The sequence below is a fragment of the Streptomyces sp. PTY087I2 genome (assembly GCF_001687325.1).
Lineage (GTDB): Bacteria > Actinomycetota > Actinomycetes > Streptomycetales > Streptomycetaceae > Streptomyces.
On the sequence record NZ_LZRD01000019.1, the window covers coordinates 186,034 to 203,534 of the forward strand.

Annotated in this window: 15 protein-coding genes; 7 read left to right on the forward strand and 8 right to left on the reverse strand. The window is 70.6% G+C overall.

Features of this window, described 5'->3' with window-relative positions; translation table 11 throughout:
• Positions 1-96: 96 nt before the first annotated feature.
• The 7 genes from A3Q37_RS21700 to A3Q37_RS21730 all read right to left on the reverse strand — a co-directional run bounded on the left by A3Q37_RS21700 (position 97) and on the right by A3Q37_RS21730 (position 8,013).
• Positions 97-1,329 carry an acyltransferase gene (locus A3Q37_RS21700; protein ID WP_065487198.1) on the reverse strand — a complete coding sequence of 411 codons (1,233 nt, stop codon included), beginning with the start codon at positions 1,327-1,329 and terminating at the stop codon, positions 97-99.
• Complete coding sequence (locus A3Q37_RS21705; RefSeq protein ID WP_079137914.1) at positions 1,326-2,507, reverse strand: alpha/beta hydrolase; 1,182 nt, start codon at positions 2,505-2,507, stop codon at positions 1,326-1,328. Before A3Q37_RS21705 ends, A3Q37_RS21700 begins: the two co-directional genes overlap by 4 nt.
• 140 nt (positions 2,508-2,647) lie before the next feature.
• Positions 2,648-3,337 (reverse strand): response regulator transcription factor, encoded by a 690-nt coding sequence (locus A3Q37_RS21710; RefSeq protein ID WP_065487200.1) that lies wholly within the window; start codon positions 3,335-3,337, stop codon positions 2,648-2,650.
• On the reverse strand, positions 3,334-4,707 hold the full coding sequence (locus A3Q37_RS21715) for a sensor histidine kinase (RefSeq protein ID WP_065487202.1): 1,374 nt from the start codon (positions 4,705-4,707) through the stop codon (positions 3,334-3,336). The genes A3Q37_RS21710 and A3Q37_RS21715 overlap by 4 nt, the downstream gene beginning before the upstream one ends.
• Positions 4,708-4,930: 223 nt before the next feature.
• Positions 4,931-5,899 carry a DUF4429 domain-containing protein gene (locus A3Q37_RS21720; protein ID WP_065487204.1) on the reverse strand — a complete coding sequence of 323 codons (969 nt, stop codon included), beginning with the start codon at positions 5,897-5,899 and terminating at the stop codon, positions 4,931-4,933.
• A gap of 86 nt (positions 5,900-5,985) precedes the next feature.
• Positions 5,986-7,194 carry an alpha/beta hydrolase gene (locus A3Q37_RS21725; protein WP_065487206.1) on the reverse strand — a complete coding sequence of 403 codons (1,209 nt, stop codon included), beginning with the start codon at positions 7,192-7,194 and terminating at the stop codon, positions 5,986-5,988.
• 165 nt (positions 7,195-7,359) lie between these two features.
• Positions 7,360-8,013 (reverse strand): TetR/AcrR family transcriptional regulator, encoded by a 654-nt coding sequence (locus A3Q37_RS21730; protein ID WP_065487209.1) that lies wholly within the window; start codon positions 8,011-8,013, stop codon positions 7,360-7,362.
• 128 nt (positions 8,014-8,141) lie between these two features.
• Between A3Q37_RS21730 and A3Q37_RS21735 the strand changes: the two genes are divergently transcribed.
• Positions 8,142-9,761 (forward strand): MFS transporter, encoded by a 1,620-nt coding sequence (locus A3Q37_RS21735; RefSeq protein ID WP_065487211.1) that lies wholly within the window; start codon positions 8,142-8,144, stop codon positions 9,759-9,761.
• A gap of 179 nt (positions 9,762-9,940) precedes the next feature.
• A complete protein-coding gene (locus A3Q37_RS21740; protein WP_065487213.1) occupies positions 9,941-10,363 on the forward strand; it encodes a peptidase inhibitor family I36 protein in 423 nt (140 codons plus the stop codon).
• 71 nt (positions 10,364-10,434) lie between these two features.
• Here the strand turns inward: A3Q37_RS21740 and aceE are convergent, their stop codons facing one another.
• A complete protein-coding gene (aceE, locus tag A3Q37_RS21745; RefSeq protein WP_065487215.1) occupies positions 10,435-13,167 on the reverse strand; it encodes a pyruvate dehydrogenase (acetyl-transferring), homodimeric type in 2,733 nt (910 codons plus the stop codon).
• 506 nt (positions 13,168-13,673) lie between these two features.
• Here aceE and A3Q37_RS21750 point away from each other — a divergent pair.
• From A3Q37_RS21750 to A3Q37_RS21770, 5 genes are all read left to right on the forward strand, one after another.
• On the forward strand, positions 13,674-14,111 hold the full coding sequence (locus A3Q37_RS21750; RefSeq protein ID WP_065487217.1) for a DUF3052 domain-containing protein: 438 nt from the start codon (positions 13,674-13,676) through the stop codon (positions 14,109-14,111).
• Between the two features lie 156 nt (positions 14,112-14,267).
• Positions 14,268-14,726, forward strand: a complete 459-nt coding sequence (locus A3Q37_RS21755; RefSeq protein ID WP_065487223.1) for a peroxiredoxin — start codon at positions 14,268-14,270, stop codon at positions 14,724-14,726.
• Positions 14,727-14,864: 138 nt separating this feature from the next.
• Positions 14,865-15,440 carry a TerD family protein gene (locus tag A3Q37_RS21760; protein ID WP_065487225.1) on the forward strand — a complete coding sequence of 192 codons (576 nt, stop codon included), beginning with the start codon at positions 14,865-14,867 and terminating at the stop codon, positions 15,438-15,440.
• A gap of 146 nt (positions 15,441-15,586) precedes the next feature.
• Positions 15,587-16,162, forward strand: a complete 576-nt coding sequence (locus tag A3Q37_RS21765) for a TerD family protein (protein WP_065487227.1) — start codon at positions 15,587-15,589, stop codon at positions 16,160-16,162.
• A gap of 70 nt (positions 16,163-16,232) precedes the next feature.
• Positions 16,233-17,384, forward strand: a complete 1,152-nt coding sequence (locus A3Q37_RS21770; RefSeq protein ID WP_065487229.1) for a DUF475 domain-containing protein — start codon at positions 16,233-16,235, stop codon at positions 17,382-17,384.
• Positions 17,385-17,501: the final 117 nt, after the last annotated feature.

The window sequence follows — 17,501 nt, forward strand, 5'->3', positions numbered from 1 at the left end:
GGTTCATGAGGCTCATGAAGTTCATGACGACCAGCGACGCCCCGGGCCGAAGGCCCGCCCCCGCAGGGTCACACCCGGGCGCCACCCCTCGGGCCCTCACGCCAGCCCCAGCGCGAACACCGCGAACCCCGCCGCGAGCAGCCCCGCCAGCGCGCGGCGGGCGTTCGCGGCGCGGGTGCCCGACCGCCACGGGGCCTCGAAGCGGCGCGCGTACCGGGCGATCAGCACCAGCAGTCCGGCGAACACCGGCAGCCACGCGATGCGGGCGAGGATCCAGCCCACCGTGTCCGGAGCCGTCGTCAGACCCGCCACCGCCGTGCTCCCAGCCCCCGCGAGCGAGGCCGGTACGGCGGCGGCCAGCATCGCGGTCTGGTGCCAGCACAGGATCGTCATCGCGGACAGGTTGACCACCACGACCGGCGCCCACAGCAGCGGCCTGCGCAGCAGCCGCCCGAGCCGGTCGCGCAGCAGGATCGCCGCCCCGCTCTGCGCCGCCGCCAACGCCACCACCAGCAGCGACGGCGGATGCGAGTTCGTCCGGGCCTCACCCGGCACCCCGACCATCGACGCCGGGTAGTGGAAGACCAGCAGCAGCACGGCGAACAGCACCCCGCCACCGACCAGCAGCAGCCGGGCCCCGCGCTTCCCGATCCGGCCCTCGCCCCAGGACACACCGAGCTGATACGCGAACAGCCAGCCGGGCAGGATATTGAGCACGCTCAGCCAGGACGGCATCGCGTCCGCGTACGGCCCGTAGCGCAGAAAGTCCACGACCGCGACGGAGACCAGCAGCGGGAGCGCCGCCCAGCCGCCGAGCTTCCGCGCCAGCGTGACGCAGACCGGGGTGAGGGCCGTGACCACGGTGTACACCCCGACGAACCAGAGCGGCTGGATCACCAGCGTCGACCCCGTACGCAGGGTGTCGCCCGGCACGCCCAGCGCGGAGAGCACCGCGAGCAGCACCGCCCACACGGCGCTCACCCCGAGCACGGGCCGGCCGAGGCGGGCCAGCCGGCCGCCCAGCCAGGCGGCCGTCGTCGAGGACCGGCGGTGGTAGGAGAGGACCGAGGCGTACCCGCCGACCAGGAAGAAGATCCCCAGCATCTGGAGCACCCAGCTCACGGGGGCGAACGCGCCGAACGTGGCCAGCGGGCTCGCGTTGTGCAGCCCGTCGGCGTCCAGCCGGAACCCGCCGAGCATCCAGTGCCCGAGCGGCACGGCGAGCAGAGCCAGGGCCCGCAGGCCGTCAATGGCGCGGTCGCGGTGGGCGGGGGTCGAGGCGTCGATACGGGCGGAGAGCCGCCGCGCGTTCTCCCGTACGGCGTTCATCGGGCGGCCCCTTCCAGGACCGGCGCGTTCGCCGGAAGCCGGGTGTCCGCCGGGGGCGGTGCCGCTTCCCGCGCGGCCGCCGGAGCCTGCGCGTCCGTCAGCGCCTGTACGTCCGTCGGGGTTTCCGCCCCTCCCTGCGCGGCCGTGCCCCGCGCGATCGCGGCGAAGGCCCGCAGAGAATCCGTACCCGGCGCGAAGTAACCGGCATGGCCTCGGGCCTCGTTCGCCGGTACGCGGCGGGCGCCGAACGCCGGGTCGGTCGGGTCCGTGCCGTGGCCGAGGCCCGCGAAGCGCACGTTCGGTACGTTGTCGATCCAGTCGGTCGGGTCCTTCGCCGCCCACACCCGCGCCTTCGTCCGCAGCCCCGCGGCGTCGTCCGCCCGCATGCCGGGGGAGCCGAGGGCCACCAGGTCGGTGGCGGGGAGGCGGTGTGCGGCGAGCCCGCAGACGACCGAGCCGTAGCTGTGGCAGAACACGGCGGGCTCGGGCAGCCCGTCCGCCGTCAGGCCCTCCGCGAACCGGGTCAGCCGCCCGGCGCCCGCCTCCGCGAGGCTGCCGGTGGCCGCGTCGATGCCGACGCCCACCGGGGTGGTGTACCCGACCCACGCGACGACGGCCGTCCCCGGACCGGCCGCCGTGTGCAGGGTCCTGGCCATCCCGGGCGGGGCCCCGTGCGCGGCGACCTTCCGGTCGAAGGTCCCGGCGTCGTTGTCCGACCCGGGCACCACCACGGAGACGCGCCGCGCGGCGCGCAGGTCCCCGAAGACCTCGGCGACCTGGCCGCGGCCGCGCGGATCGAACGCGAGGATCTGCCGGCCGGGGGCGGCGAGCGAACGGTAGCGGGGGTCGTCCTCGGCGGCCAGCGCCAGGGAGTTGGCGCGGTAACGCAGCTCCAGCGGCGCCCCGTCGAGATTCCCGACGACGGACGGATGCCGCACCAGCAGCAGTTGACGCTCTGCGGTGCTCAACCCCGCGAAGAACCGGGCCACTTCGGCGGGCGTGGTGTGCTCAGGGTCGGGCAGCTCCGTGCCCAGCGCCCGGTCCGCCCGCCACTGCGCACTGCCCGGCGGCGGCCCGGTCAGCGCCTGCTGCGCATCCCCCGAAACCCAGCCGGTGGTTCCCGCCGCCACGCTGGTGGCCAGTGCCAACGCGACCAGGGTTCTCGCGTATCGGCGCATCGTGCCCTCCCTCTCCGGATCCGCACCGACCGGTGCGACCGGGAGGAAGGTAGGAAGAGGACGGGTGACGCGACGTCACACCGGGGAGCCAACTGAGGGGTGATACCGGGGTAGGGGGTGGAGGAGCCCGGAACGGCGGGCTACGGTCCCGCGTCCCCCGGCGTCACCAGCCCCGACTCGTACGCGAAGATGACCGCCTGCGCCCGGTCCCGCAGATCCAGCTTGGCCAGCACCCGCCCGATGTGCGTCTTGACGGTCTGCTCGGCCAGCACCAGCCGCCCCGCGATCTCCTGGTTCGAAAGACCCCGGGCGATCAGCTCCAGCACCTCGCTCTCGCGCGGCGTCAGCCCGTTCAGCCGGAGCGCCTGCCCGGTGCGCGTCGCCCCGGCGGGCCGCTGCGCCGCGAAGTCCGCGATCAGCCGCCGGGTCACCGACGGCGCGAGCAGCGCGTCCCCGGCCGCCACCACTCGTACCGCCGCGATCAGATCGGCGGGCGGCGCGTCCTTCAGCAGGAACCCGGACGCCCCGGCGCGCAGCGCCTCGTACACGTAGTCGTCCACGTCGAACGTCGTCAGCATCAGGACCTTCGGCCGGTGCACCACCCCCGGCGGCGGGTTCAACAGCTCGCGCGCGGCGGCCAGTCCGTCCATCTCCGGCATCCGCACGTCCATCAGGACCACGTCGGGATGCTGGTGGCGGCTGACGTCCACGCCCTGGCGGCCGTCCGCCGCCTCGCCCACCACGTCGATGTCGCTCTGCGCCGCCAGCAGCGCCGCGAACCCGGCCCGCACCATGGCCTGGTCGTCGACGATGATCACGCGGATGGTCACAGATCCTCCGAAGAAGCTTGTACGGAAGGGGAGTCGGGCGGCGAGTCGGGCGGGGACCCGGGTGGCGGCAGTGGCATCCGGGCGGCCACCCGGAACCCGCCGTCGGGCAGCGGCCCGGTGTCCAGCGTGCCGCCGGTCAACCGTACGCGCTCGCGCATCCCCACCAGCCCGTGCCCGGTCCCGGCGCTCTCCAGCGGCGAAGCGGGCTTCGGCGCGGGCCCGTTGACCACCAGCACGTTGAGATGGCCCGCGGACGCCCGGACCGAGACCTGGGTGCGCGCACCCGGCGCGTGCCGCACCACATTGGCCAGTGCCTCCTGCACGATCCGGTACGCCGACAGGTCCACCGCCGACGGCACCTCGCCCAGATCCGCGGCGCGCGACAGCTCCACCGGCAGCCCGGCCCGTACCGTCGCCTCCACCAGCTGCTGGAGCCGGTCCAGGCCCGGCTGCGGCGCCCGGTCGCCCTCGGTGCCGTCGCTGCGCAGCACCGACAGCAGCCGCCGCATCTCGCCGAGCGACTCCCGCGCCGCCGCCGCGATGGAGGCGAACTCCTCCCGCGCGGGCTCCGAGAGACCGGAGATCCGGTACGGCGCGGAGTCCGCCTGCACGGTGATCACCGACATGTGGTGCGCGACCACGTCGTGCAGCTCGCGGGCGATCCGGGTCCGCTCCTCCAGCAGCGTGCGCTGCGCCCGCTCCGCCTCGCTGATCGTCTCCTGCTCGGCCAGCCGCCGGGTCGCCTCGCCCCGCTCCCGTACCGCCCCGCCGATCACCAGGACCACCGCGCCGAGGATCGGCAGCAGCAGGGCGCTGCCGGTGCTGCGGTCCGAGGGCGCGACCAGATGCAGGACCGCCCCGGCCGCGGCCGTCGCCGCCCACACGGCGACGACGGTGCGCCGGGTCTCGCGCAGGCCGAGGGCCAGCAGCAGGAAGAGGTAGGCGACCAGGGTCGGCGGAGGCCATGGCCAGATGTCGTGCCGCCCGGGATCGCGGGCCAGCAGCACCAGCGCGCCCGCGATGTCGGCCGGGAAGACGATCCACCACGCCTGGAGGGGCCGGTGGGCGAGCATCAGCAACGGGGCCGCCTGGGCCACCCCGAGCGCCCCGGCCAGCGCGCCCGGCATGCCGTACTGCGAGGTCAGGACGGTGATGGTGACCGGGATGAAGGTCGCGGCCAGGGCGAGCACCACGACGTACGGCAGCAGCCGCTGCCACAGCTTCGGCGCGTCGGCCAGCAGCGGGGTGGACGGATGGGACGTGTGGGACAGCCCGTGGCCCAGCTCGCGCAGATTGCGGCGGGCGGCGCTCAGCAGGCCGTCGGCGGGCGGCGGGGGCCCGGCGGGGGAGGAGGAAGGAGAAGTGGCCATGGCCCGGTCAGCCTAGGCAGGCGAAGTCCCCTCGGGCGTCATACCGGGGTCCCGACCCGTCCGGACCGCCTCATACTCCGGTACAGGGTGTGCGGAGCCACGGCCCGGCGTACGGTCACGGCCCCGCGGAGACGCGGCATACGGTCACGGCCCGGCGGAGACGCGGCGTACGGTCACGGCCCGGCGAGGGCACGACGTACGCGGGGGCAGGCCCCGCACCCGGTCACAGCTCCGCGAGCAGCTGGGCCTTCTTCGCGGTGTACTCGGCGTCCGTCACCAGTCCGGCCCGGTGCAGCTCGCCGAGGTGATGTATCCGCTCGGCGATGTCCGCGGGATCGCGCCGCCTGGCGTTCACCATCGCCGGGGCCGAGGCCGCCGGCGCGGGCTGGGTCCGGCGTACGGATTCCAGGACGGCGGCGGCGAAGGGCAGCGACTCGTGCACCGGCCCGTAGCCCAGGCCGAACAGCACGGCCGCCGGGTCCTGGTCCGCGGCCTGAGTGACCTGAGGCGCCACGGGCACACCGTCGGCCGCCCCGCCGTCCGCGCTCCCGCGGTCGGCCGCGCCGTGCAGTTCGCCCAGGCTGCCGCCGGTGCCGTGGCCGACCGGGGCCGCCGCGCGGGGCAGCAGCCGGAGATAGCCGTCGAGCGCCTCGGGCGAGCGCCATACGATTCCGGCCAACTCGCTCACCTTGAAGGTCTGGTCGCCGGCCTTCCACTTGGCGCTGGACGCCCCGGTCCAGGACCACCGGAAGGAGACCCGCTCGCCGTCGAAGCCGGCTCGGCCGTCGTACGCCTTGAAGTTCAGCGGGGCCTCGGGGGCCGCCACCAGGAAGCGGTCGGCGGGCTCGTCGGACGCCGGGTCCAGCAGGGCCCGCAGCTCGTCCGCGTAGTACTCGGCGAGCACCTCCCGCTCCGCCGGAAGCACCAGGCGATAGGGGTCGCACCCCTCCTTGAGCTGCCCGGAGGCAGCCTCCACCAGAGGATCGGCACCCGCCCTCGGCACGGCACGCAGAACCACCGTGCCCCGCTTGCCGGGGGTCAGCGTCACCGACGACAGTGCCGCATACGGGATGCGGCGTTCCCGCAGGCTCTGGAAGAGCTTCGGTGTGCGGATGCCCCGTTCGAAGCGGATGAGCACGGAGTCGGTGTCGAACTCCCAGGTGGCATGAATTCCGGCCAGCACATCACCCATGTGCCTCATCGTATGCGGCACAGTCCCGCACGTCCCCCCTCGAAGTACGTCCCAATTTTTCGGCCCGCCACGGTCCTCTACGCGCGTCAGCCGTCCCGCTCGCCGGAAATACCGCTGTGGCATGTGCTGTCGGCGCTCGCGCAGCTGACCGACCCGTACGCTCCGACGCCGATCGCGGCGAAGTTGTCGAGGCTCTCGGTGCCCGGTTCGAAGTAGCCGCTGTGCCCGGCGGCCCCGGCCGCCGAGACGATCCGCGCCCCGAACGCCGGGTCGACCGGGTCGGCCCCGTGACCGATCCCGCCGAACTCCATGTGCGGTACGTCCCCGATCCAGTCGTCCCCGTCCCGGGTCGCCCAGATCCGGGCGTCGGTCTCCAACTGCCCGGCGCTGGCGGCCCGCATGCCGGGGCTGCCCGCGACCGCGATGTCGGCCACCCGGCCGGGGGCCCGGTGCGCGGCCACCCCGCACACCACGGAGCCGTAGCTGTGGCAGAACAGCGAGACCTTCGAGGTGCCGGGCAGTGCGCCGACCATCTCGTTCAGCCGGACCGCGCCGTCCGCGGCGAGGCCGCCCAGCGCCGCGTCCATGCCGAGACCGGCCGGGGCGGTGTAGTCGGCCCACGCGATGACCGCCGTACGGGTGCCCGGGGCGGCCGAGCGCTCCGCCCCGTACAGGGACTTGGCCATGCCGACCGGGGCCGCGTACCGGCGCTTGCTGCGCTCCAGGGTCAGCAGATGGGTGTCGACGCCCGGGACGACGACGGAGACCCGGGCCGCCCGGTCGAGATCGCCGAACACCTCGGCCGCCCGGCCCTTCCCGGACGGGTCGAAGGCCAGGATCTGCCGCTTGCCCTTGAGCAGCGACCGGAACCGGTCGAGGCGGGCCCGGGCCTCGTCGCGCCCGCCCGGCGACAGCTTCTCGTCGTGCGCCCGCACCTTCTCCACGGCCGCCGCCTGCCCGAGGGCCACCCGGTTCGCCCGGTAGCGCAGGGTGACCGGCGCGCCGTTCAGGTTTCCCACCACCGAGGGGTACTTGTCCGCGAGCGCGAACCGCTGCCCGGAGGTGAGGGTGGCGAAGAAGTGCGCCAGCCGGTAGGCGGGGGCGTCGACCTCCGGCAGTGCGTGGCCCGCTATCCGGTCCCGCGCCCAGGCGGCGAGCGCCAGCTCGCGCGGGCCGTCGGCCTGCTGATCGCGTACGGCGCTCCAGCCCGTCGTCGCCAGCATCACGAACACCACCGCCACGGCGAGCAGCGCGCGCCATGCGGTCAAGGTGGGGGAGGTGTCGAAGGAAGTCACTGCGCCACACCCTAGGAGACGCGCGCCGACGACCGTGATTCGGGTGAGGTACATCACCCGTCCGCGAAGGATTCACCCAGGATTTCTCACGGAGGGTCACCGCGTCCTGTAGTGGCGCTACCTCTCACGCCAGTCGCGGTGGAGGGCCGGGACGCCGGGACCGCGCTACTTCTCACGCCAGTCGCGGGCGAGGGCCGGGACGAGCTGGTCGAGGTACTCCTCCGTCAGATCGCGCAGCGCCTCCACGCTCGGATCGACCCCCTGCCCCCACAGCTGGCCGGTCACCCGCATCACCCCGGAGAACGCGGCGACGGCCACCCGCGGCCGGGGGTCCCGCTCCACGTCCAGCCCCTCGCGCTCCGCGATCAGCCGGGCGACCTGGTTCTCCAGGGCGATGCCGCGCCGCATATGGGCGGCGAGCAGGGAGGGGGTCGACTCGATCATCTGGTAGGTCCGCATATGGAGGTCGACGGTGATGACCTCCTCGATCGCCTCGCCGATGCTGTTCCACGCGCACAGCACCGCCCGGCGCATCGCCTCGAAGGGCGCTTCGTGCGCGGGGCGCCGGCGCAGCTCCTCGATGAAACGGGACTCGACGATCTCCTGCACGGCGAAGGTGGCGTCCTCCTTGTTCGCGAAATAGCGGAAGAAGGTGCGCTGGGAGACCTCCACGGCGTCGACGATCTCGTCGACGGTGGTGCGTTCGTACCCCTGAGTGGTGAACAGTTCGAGGGCGGCGCGCAACAAGGCGTCGCGGGTGCGCTGTTTCTTGCGTTCACGCAGTCCGGGTCGGGGCTCGACTGTCTGCCCGTCGGTCACGTACCGGTCCCTCTTTTCCCGTGTTTGTCCAGCTCAGCATACCTGTGAGCTTCGTGTGAGCTACGTGACAGTTACTGACTTGTGAATTGGTTTGTCAACTGTCAGAGGCTGTCACTAGTCTCCCCGTCATGACTAGTCAGACCACCGTCGAGAAGGCGCCGCGGGAGCCCGAGGACAACGCGGGAACCGCCCCGGCCAAGGGGCTTCGCGGCCACCCCTGGCTGACCCTCTTCGCCGTCGCCATCGGCGTGATGATGGTCGCCCTCGACGGCACCATCGTCGCCATCGCGAACCCCGCGATCCAGAAGGACCTCGGCGCCTCGCTCGCCGACGTCCAGTGGATCACCAACGGCTATCTGCTCGCCCTCGCCGTCGCCCTGATCACCGCGGGCAAGCTGGGCGACCGCTTCGGCCACCGTCAGACCTTCCTCATCGGCATCGCGGGCTTCGCCCTCGCCTCCGGTGCGATCGGTCTCTCCAGCGAGATCTCGCTGGTCATCCTCTTCCGTGTGCTCCAGGGCCTCTTCGGCGCCCTGCTGATGCCGGCGGCGCTCGGCCTGCTGCGCGCCACCTTCCCCGCCGAGAAGCTGAACATGGCGATCGGCATCTGGGGCATGGTCATCGGAGCCTCCACCGCGGGCGGCCCGATCGCCGGCGGTCTGCTCGTCGAGCACGTCAACTGGCAGTCGGTCTTCTTCATCAACGTGCCGGTCGGCATCGTGGCGCTCGTCTTCGGTCTGGTGATCCTCAAGGACCACCGCGCCGCCAACGCGCCGCGCTCCTTCGACATCCCCGGCATCGTGCTGCTCTCGGGCGCGATGTTCGCCCTCATCTGGGGCATCATCAAGGCCGGTGAGTCCTGGGGCTGGGGCGACGGCCGTACGTGGACGTGGCTGGCGATCGCCGTCGCGCTCTTCCTCACCTTCGGCCTCTGGGAGACCAGGGTCCGCGAGCCGCTGGTCCCGCTGGGGATGTTCCGTTCCATCCCGTTGACGGCCGGTGTCGTCCTCATGATGCTGATGGCCTTCGCCTTCATGGGCGGCCTCTTCTTCGTGACCTTCTTCCTCCAGGGCGTCCACGGCCTCAGCCCGGTCGACAGCGGTCTGCATCTGCTGCCGCTCACCGCGATGATGATCGTCTCCTCGCCGGTCGCCGGTCTGCTGATCACCAAGTTCGGCCCGCGCGTCCCGCTGGTCGGCGGCATGGTCTGCACGGCCACCGCGATGTTCGGCATGACCACGCTCACCGAGTCCACCGGCACCCTCGCGATGTCCCTCTGGTTCGCCCTGCTCGGCTGCGGGCTCGCCCCGGTCATGGTCGGCGCCACCGAGGTCATCGTCGGCAACGCGCCCATGGAGCTGTCCGGCGTGGCCGGCGGGCTCCAGCAGGCCGCCATGCAGGTCGGCGGCGCGCTCGGCACCGCCGTCCTCGGCGCGGTCATGTCCGCCAAGGTCAGCGCCGACTTCGCGGGCAACTGGGCGGGCGCGGGCCTGCCCGGCGCGCCCGACCCGAAGCTGGAGGCGGCCGCCGAGTTCGGCATGGTCCCGGCCGACGAGCTCTCCAAGGCTCCCGGTATGACGCCGGACATCGTCGACCGCATCGGCGGGGTCATCCACGACACCTTCATGTCCGGCATGGGCCTGGCCTTCACGGTCGCGGGCGTCGTCGCGGTGGTCGCCGCCTTCGTCGCCACTCTCACCAAGCGCGGTGAGAACGCCGAGGCGGGCGCCGGGGTCGGTCACATCTGACGCCCCGGACCCCGCGCGGGTCGTCAACACAGCGCAGGTCACAGCCCCGCCGAATCCTTTCGGCGGGGCTGTGACCTATCAGGGTGGTGTGCCCCGGCCCCTCTTCCGTACTGCTCGCCCGGTGACTCAGAGTGAGCGACGGAAGCACGTCACCGACCAACCACGGGGGTTGATCCACTATGCGTACGAACCTCACGCGTACGAACCTCACGCGTACGGCCGTTCTCGGGGCCGTCCTCGCCGTCTCCGCGCTCGTACCCCAGGCCCTGGCCCACGACCGGGTGGCCGGCGCCGCTCCCGAGCGATCCCCGGGCGTCGCTCTCGGCACCTGTGAGGCGGGCAGGCTCTGCCTCTGGAAGAAGCCCGACTTCACCGGGGCCCGCCAGACCTTCGAGCTCTCCGACACCGACATCGACAGCTGCGTCCCGCTGCCGAAGGGAAGCGACGCCCAGTCCCTCGCCAACCGCACCGGGCGGCCCGTCACCACCTACCAGTCCGCCGAGTGCGCGGAGACCGGGGAGTTCGAGACGTACCCGGGCGGGGGCACCTGGACGCCCCGGTCCCCGTACCAGGTACGGGCCTTCAAGATCTGGGAGAACTGAGCCCACCTGCCCCGGACACGCGGGAGGGGCGGCGGCGCTCCGGCGCCACCGCCCCTCCCGGTCGTTCCTGCCTACGCGTCGCCGCCCGCCGCGCCCGGATCGGCTGCGGCCACGTCCAGGAGCTCGTAGCGGTCGACGGCCTTCTTCAGGGCCGACCGGTCGACCTTGCCCTCCTTGGCCAGTTCCGTCAGCACCGCCAGCACGATCGACTGCGCGTCGATGTGGAAGAACCGGCGGGCCGCACCCCGGGTGTCCGCGAAGCCGAAGCCGTCCGCGCCCAGCGACTGGTACGCGCCCGGCACCCAGCGCGCGATCTGGTCCGGCACCGAACGCATCCAGTCCGAGACCGCCACGAACGGGCCCTGGGCCCCTTCGAGCTTCCTGGTCACGTACGGGACGCGCTGCTCCTCCTCCGGGTGCAGGAGGTTGTGGCGCTCCACGTCCACCGCCTCACGGCGCAGCTCGTTCCAGGAGGTCGCCGACCAGACGTCCGCCTTGACGTTCCACTCGTCCGCGAGGATCTTCTGCGCCTCCAGGGCCCAGGGGACCGCCACGCCCGACGCCATGATCTGGGCCGGGATCTCGCCCTTCTCGCCGGTGGAGAAGCGGTAGATGCCCTTGAGGATGCCGTCGACGTCGACGTTTTCCGGCTCGGCCGGGTGCTGGATCGGCTCGTTGTAGACGGTGAGGTAGTAGAAGACGTCCTCGTTCGCCTCGCCGTACATCCGGCGGAGCCCGTCCTGCATGATGTGCGCGATCTCGAACCCGAAGGCCGGGTCGTACGCGACACAGCCCGGGTTCGTCGAGGCGAGCAGCTGCGAGTGGCCGTCCGCGTGCTGGAGACCCTCACCGGTCAGCGTCGTACGCCCGGCGGTCGCGCCCAGCACGAAACCGCGCGAGAGCTGGTCGGCCATCTGCCAGAACTGGTCACCGGTCCGCTGGAACCCGAACATCGAGTAGAAGACGTACACCGGGATCAGCGGCTCGCCGTGCGTGGCGTACGCCGAACCGGCCGCGATCAGCGAGGCCGTGCAGCCCGCCTCGGAGATGCCGTCGTGCAGCATCTGACCCGTGGGGGACTCCTTGTACGCGAGCAGCAGCTCCCGGTCGACCGCCTCGTACTGCTGGCCCAGCGGGTTGTAGATCTTCGCACTCGGGAAGAACGCGTCCATGCCGAAGGTGCGGTACTCATCGGGCGCGATCAATACGAACCGCTTGCCGATCTCCTTGTCCCGCATGAGGTCCTTCAGGATGCGGACGAACGCCATGGTGGTGGCGATCGACTGCGAACCCGAACCCTTCTTCGCGGCCGCGTACGTCTTGTCCGCGGGCTGCGGCAGCGGCTTCGCACGGACCACCCGGGTCGGGACGTAACCGCCCAGACTCTGCCGGCGGTCGTGCATGTACTGGATCTCCTCCGAGTCGCGGCCCGGGTGGTAGTAGGGCGGGTAGCCCTCGTCCAGCTGCTTGTCCGTGATCGGGATGTGCAGGCGGTCCCGGAAGCGCTTGAGGTCCTCGACCGTGAGCTTCTTCATCTGGTGGGTCGCGTTGCGGCCCTCGAAGTTCGGCCCCAGCGTCCAGCCCTTGACCGTCTGCGCCAGGATGACCGTCGGCTGGCCCTTGTGCGCCTTGGCCGCCGCGTAGGCCGCGTACACCTTGCGGTGGTCGTGACCGCCGCGCCCCAGGTGCAGGATCTGCTGGTCGGTCATGTCCTTGACCATGTCCCGCAGCCGCGGGTCGTCACCGAAGAAGTGCTCGCGGATGTACGCGCCGGTCTCGGTGGCGTACGTCTGGAACTGCCCGTCCGGCGTGGTGTTCAGCTTGTTGACCAGGATGCCCGTACGGTCCTGCGCCAGCAGCGGGTCCCAGGAACGGTCCCAGACCAGCTTGATGACGTTCCAGCCGGCGCCCCGGAACTGCGACTCCAGCTCCTGGATGATCTTGCCGTTGCCGCGCACCGGGCCGTCGAGCCGCTGGAGGTTGCAGTTGACGACGAAGGTCAGGTTGTCCAGGCCCTCACGGGCCGCGATGGACAGCTGGCCCAGCGACTCCGGCTCGTCCATCTCGCCGTCGCCCAGATAGGCCCAGACGTGCGACTTGGAAGTGTCGGCGATCCCGCGCGCCTCCATGTAGCGGTTCATCCGCGCCTGGTAGATCGCGCCGAGCGGACCGAGGCCCATCGAGACGGTCGGGAACTCCCAGAAGTCCGGCATCAGCCGCGGGTGCGGGTAGCTGGACAGCCCGTTCGGGGCCTTCGACTTCTCCTGGCGGAACGCGTCGAGCTGCGCCTCGCTCAGCCGGTCCAGCAGGAACGCGCGGGCGTAGATCCCCGGGGACGCGTGCCCCTGGAAGAAGATCTGGTCGCCGCCGTCGCCCTGGTCCTTGCCCCGGAAGAAGTGGTTGAAGCCCACGTCGTACAGCGAGGCGGAGGAGGCGAAGGTCGCGATGTGGCCGCCGACGCCGATCCCGGGACGCTGGGCCCGCGAGACCATCACCGCGGCGTTCCAGCGGGTCGCGTTGAGGACCTTGCGCTCGATCTCCTCGTCGCCGGGGAAGAACGGCTCGTCCTTCGTGGCGATCGTGTTCACGTAGTCCGTGCTGCGCATCTCCGGCACCGCCACGCGCTTCTCACGTGCGCGCTCGATGAGCCGGAGCATCAGATAGCGGGCCCGCTCACGGCCGCGCTCGTCGACGGCGGCGTCGAGGGAGTCCAGCCATTCCTTGGTCTCTTCGGGATCGAAATCCGGGACCTGGCTGGGAAGGCCGCCAATGATGATCGGGTTGCGATCGGATCCGGAAGCCACACTGTTCCTTCGCTGTTCGGTGGTGCTCTACGGGGCTGTTCGCGGGGAACGTGCCCCCGGACAGCTCTGCCAACTCTGTGCGCGCCGCCTCCATCGTGCTACCGCGAGGGCCCGAACGTCATCTCTACCGAGGGGTAACCCCGCGGTTCGCAAAACTCGTCCGCGGGGCACGCGTGTGGGCGGTACACGGCTGGGTACGGGCAAACCGCAACCTTACGCCCAAGGCGTCCAAGCGTTCCCAAAGGCTGTTCGACTCCTATTGGCGGAGCGAAACCGCATAAGCTGAGGAAGGACGTAAACGGATGGAGCGACCCGGGACAGACCCCGGGAAGCCGCCGGAGAGACATGCCGGAACTTGCGGCGACGTGGCAGGGAACGTCACCGTATAGGCGGTCTCGCACGCTGGGTACTTGCGCGATTCGCCGGGCCCGTGTGGACTACGGCCTACGCCCCGCGCACGCGCGTGGGCTGGAGCATTTTCCGAAGACATGATCAGGAGGCAACCCGTGAGCGCGACCGCGGACCACGCGGAGGAGCGGACCAACCCGGCAGCACGCCTGGGGTTCGAGCCCGGACAAGTGGTCCAGGAGATCGGCTACGACGACGACGTCGAGCTGGAGCTCCGTGAGGGCATTGAGGCCACTACCGGCCAGGAACTCGTCGACGAGGACTACGACGACGTCGCAGACGTCGTCCTGCTCTGGTTCCGCGACGAGGACGGCGACCTTACGGACGCGCTGGTGGATGCCATTGGTCTGATCGAGGAGGGCGGGATGGTCTGGCTGATGACGCCGAAGACCGGCCGTGACGGCTACGTCGAACCGAGCGACATCAATGAGGCCGCCCAGACGGCCGGGCTCGCCCAGACCAAGAGCATCAGCGCGGGCAAGGACTGGACGGGCAGCCGTCTGGCCACCCCCAAGGGGGCCAAGGCCAAGCGCTGAACCGCTCTTCGCACCACCCCGAGGCCCTCACGGGCGCGCACCGCACCCGTGAGGGCCTTCGTACGCCCGCGACCGGGCTGCGTAGGGTGGGAGTCACCCGGACGGACCCGCCCCGGGTCCCGGGTAAGCGGAGAAGCGGCGAAGGGATACGTGTTCATGACGATCGAGGTCGGCAGCCAGGCCCCGGACTTCCAGCTCAAGGACAACCACGGCAGGACCGTGAGCCTGGCGGAGTTCCGCGGTGAGAAGAACGTGGTGCTGGTGTTCTACCCGTTCGCCTTCACCGGCGTCTGCACCGGCGAGCTGTGCGCGCTCCGCGACGAGCTGCCCCGCTTCGAGAACGAGGGCACCCAGCTCCTCGCCGTATCCAACGACTCCATCCACACCCTGCGCGTCTTCGCCGAGCAGGAGGGCCTGGAGTACCCGCTGCTGTCCGACTTCTGGCCGCACGGGGAGACCTCGCGGGCGTACGGCGTCTTCGACGAGGACAAGGGCTGCGCGGTGCGCGGCACCTTCGTCATCGACAAGGAGGGCGTCGTCCGCTGGAGCGTCGTCAACGGCCTCCCGGACGCCCGCGACCTGAACGACTACGTCAAGGCGCTCGAAGCGCTCTGAGACGATCTCCTGGCGACGCCCGGCCAAAAGCCTGTTTTGGCCGGGAACCGGTCACTAGGATCCAATCGTTGATCCGATGCCAACGAACGACGGGGACGCTGGTGTCTGCCGGCCCCTGAGAAAACTACTGGAGGACTCGTGGGAGTCAGCCTCAGCAAGGGCGGCAACGTCTCGCTGACCAAGGCCGCGCCCAACCTGACCGCGGTCATCGTCGGTCTGGGCTGGGACGCCCGCACCACCACCGGGGGTGACTTCGACCTCGACGCCAGCGCTCTGCTGACGAACCCCGAGGGCAAGGTCGCCACCGACGGCAATTTCGTCTTCTTCAACAACCTGAAGAGCCCGGACGGTTCCGTCGAGCACACCGGTGACAACACCACCGGTGAGGGCGAGGGCGACGACGAGGTCATCAAGGTGAACCTCGCCGGTGTCCCGGCCGACGTCGACAAGATCGTCTTCCCGGTCTCGATCTACGAGGCCGAGACCCGCCAGCAGAGCTTCGGCCAGGTCCGTAACGCGTACATCCGCGTGGTCAACCAGGCCGACAACTCCGAGCTCGCCCGCTACGACCTGAGCGAGGACGCCTCGACGGAGACCGCGATGGTCTTCGGCGAGCTCTACCGCAACGGGGCCGAGTGGAAGTTCCGCGCCATCGGCCAGGGGTACGCCTCCGGCCTGCGCGGCATCGCCCAGGACTTCGGCGTCAACGTCTGACGTTCTGGCGCCAGGGGGGTGTCCGACCGGTCCGATCCGGCGGGCACCCCCGACCGGGCGCTTTCGACGCCCGACCCCGGGCGTCGGAAGCGCCCGGCAGCGTTTTTCGCGACGCAGCGTTTTTTCACGACTCGGGGAGGACACACATGGGCGTCACGCTCGCCAAGGGAGGCAATGTCTCCCTCTCCAAGGTCGCACCCAACCTCACCCAGGTGCTGGTCGGGCTCGGCTGGGACGCACGCTCCACCACCGGAGCCGATTTCGACCTCGACGCCAGCGCCCTGCTGTGCCAGTCGGGGCGGGTGCTCGGTGACGAGTGGTTCGTCTTCTACAACAACCTCACGAGCCCGGACGGCTCCGTCGAGCACACCGGCGACAACCTCACCGGTGAGGGCGAGGGCGACGACGAGTCCGTCATCGTCCGCCTCGACCAGGTCCCGGCCCACTGCGACAAGATCGTCTTTCCGGTCTCGATCCATGAGGCGGACAGCCGGGGCCAGGCGTTCGGCCAGGTCAGCAATGCGTTCATCCGCGTGGTCAACCAGGCCGACGGCCAGGAACTCGCCCGCTACGACCTCAGCGAGGACGCCTCGACGGAGACCGCGATGATCTTCGGCGAGCTCTACCGGTACAACGGCGAGTGGAAATTCCGTGCAGTCGGCCAGGGGTACGCATCGGGCCTGCGAGGCATCGCTCTAGACTTCGGCGTCAACGTTTCATAACGCCGCGCACGGGCGCGGGGGGCCCCGACACACCGGGGGAGACCCTTTACATAACACGATGGGGTAGCCAGTGGTACTGAAAACCTTCGGCTGGTCGTTCGCGGTCACCGCGCTCGGCCTGGTCGCGGCGATTTTCTACGGGGGGTGGCAGGCTTTCGGCATCGTCGCGATCCTGTCCGTCCTGGAGATCTCGCTGTCCTTCGACAACGCGGTGATCAACGCCGGAATCCTGAAGAAGATGAATGCCTTCTGGCAGAAGATCTTCCTCACCGTCGGCATCCTCATCGCCGTCTTCGGTATGCGACTGGTGTTCCCCGTCGTGATCGTGGCCGTGAGCGCCAAGCTCGGACCGATCGAGGCCATCGACCTGTCCTTCAACGACCCCGACAAGTACAAGGAACTGGTGACGGACGCCCATCCGTCGATCGCCGCCTTCGGTGGCATGTTCCTGCTGATGATCTTCCTCGACTTCATCTTCGACGAGGAACGGGACATCCACTGGCTGCGCTGGATCGAGCGTCCGCTCGCCAAGCTCGGCAAGGTCGACATGCTGTCGGTCTGCGTCGCCCTGATCATCCTCATGATCACCGCGATGACCTTCGCGACCCAGGCCCACCAGCACGGCGGCGGGCACGTGGACAAGTCGGCGACGGTCATGCTCTCCGGCATCGCCGGTCTGATCACCTACCTGATCGTCGGCGGGCTCTCCGGATTCTTCGAGAACAAGCTCGAAGAGGAGGAGGAGCGTGAGCACGAGGCCGAGGAAGAGGCCAAGAAGAAGGGCAAGCCCGTCACCGGGGTCGCCCTCGCGGGCAAGGCCGCGTTCTTCCTCTTCCTCTACCTGGAAGTCCTGGACGCCTCGTTCTCCTTCGATGGGGTCATCGGCGCCTTCGCCATCACCAACGAGATCGTGCTGATGGCCCTCGGCCTCGGCATCGGCGCCATGTACGTCCGTTCGCTCACCGTCTACCTGGTGCGCGAGGGCACGCTCGACGACTACGTCTACCTGGAGCACGGCGCGCACTACGCGATCGGCGCGCTCTCCGTCATCCTGCTGATCACCATCCAGCACGAGATCAACGAGCTCATCACCGGCTCGGTCGGCGTGATCCTGATCGCCTTCTCCTTCTGGTCCTCGGTCAAGCGCAACCGCGCGCTCGGCGCGGAATCCGACGGGGACGACGCCTCGGGCACCAAGGCGGAAGTGTCCTCCGGGGTGTGACGCGGTAGGGATTGAGGAACGCTCTCTGCGGGGCGGCCCACACGGCGACGGCTCTCCGGGAACTCCCGGACCCGGCCCGAGGGCCGCCCCGCAGTGATGTCCGGGGTGCGAACAGGC

Excerpts from the sequence above, each read along its gene's own strand:
- A3Q37_RS21735 (WP_065487211.1), top strand. The coding sequence starts at position 8,142 with ATGACTAGTCAGACCACCGTCGAGAAGGCGCCGCGGGAGCCCGAGGAC.
- A3Q37_RS21700 (WP_065487198.1), bottom strand. The coding sequence starts at position 1,329 with ATGAACGCCGTACGGGAGAACGCGCGGCGGCTCTCCGCCCGTATCGAC.
- A3Q37_RS21715 (WP_065487202.1), bottom strand. The coding sequence starts at position 4,707 with ATGGCCACTTCTCCTTCCTCCTCCCCCGCCGGGCCCCCGCCGCCCGCC.
- A3Q37_RS21755 (WP_065487223.1), top strand. The coding sequence starts at position 14,268 with ATGACGATCGAGGTCGGCAGCCAGGCCCCGGACTTCCAGCTCAAGGAC.
- A3Q37_RS21705 (WP_079137914.1), bottom strand. The coding sequence starts at position 2,507 with ATGCGCCGATACGCGAGAACCCTGGTCGCGTTGGCACTGGCCACCAGC.
- A3Q37_RS21765 (WP_065487227.1), top strand. The coding sequence starts at position 15,587 with ATGGGCGTCACGCTCGCCAAGGGAGGCAATGTCTCCCTCTCCAAGGTC.
- A3Q37_RS21720 (WP_065487204.1), bottom strand. The coding sequence starts at position 5,899 with ATGGGTGATGTGCTGGCCGGAATTCATGCCACCTGGGAGTTCGACACC.
- A3Q37_RS21740 (WP_065487213.1), top strand. The coding sequence starts at position 9,941 with ATGCGTACGAACCTCACGCGTACGAACCTCACGCGTACGGCCGTTCTC.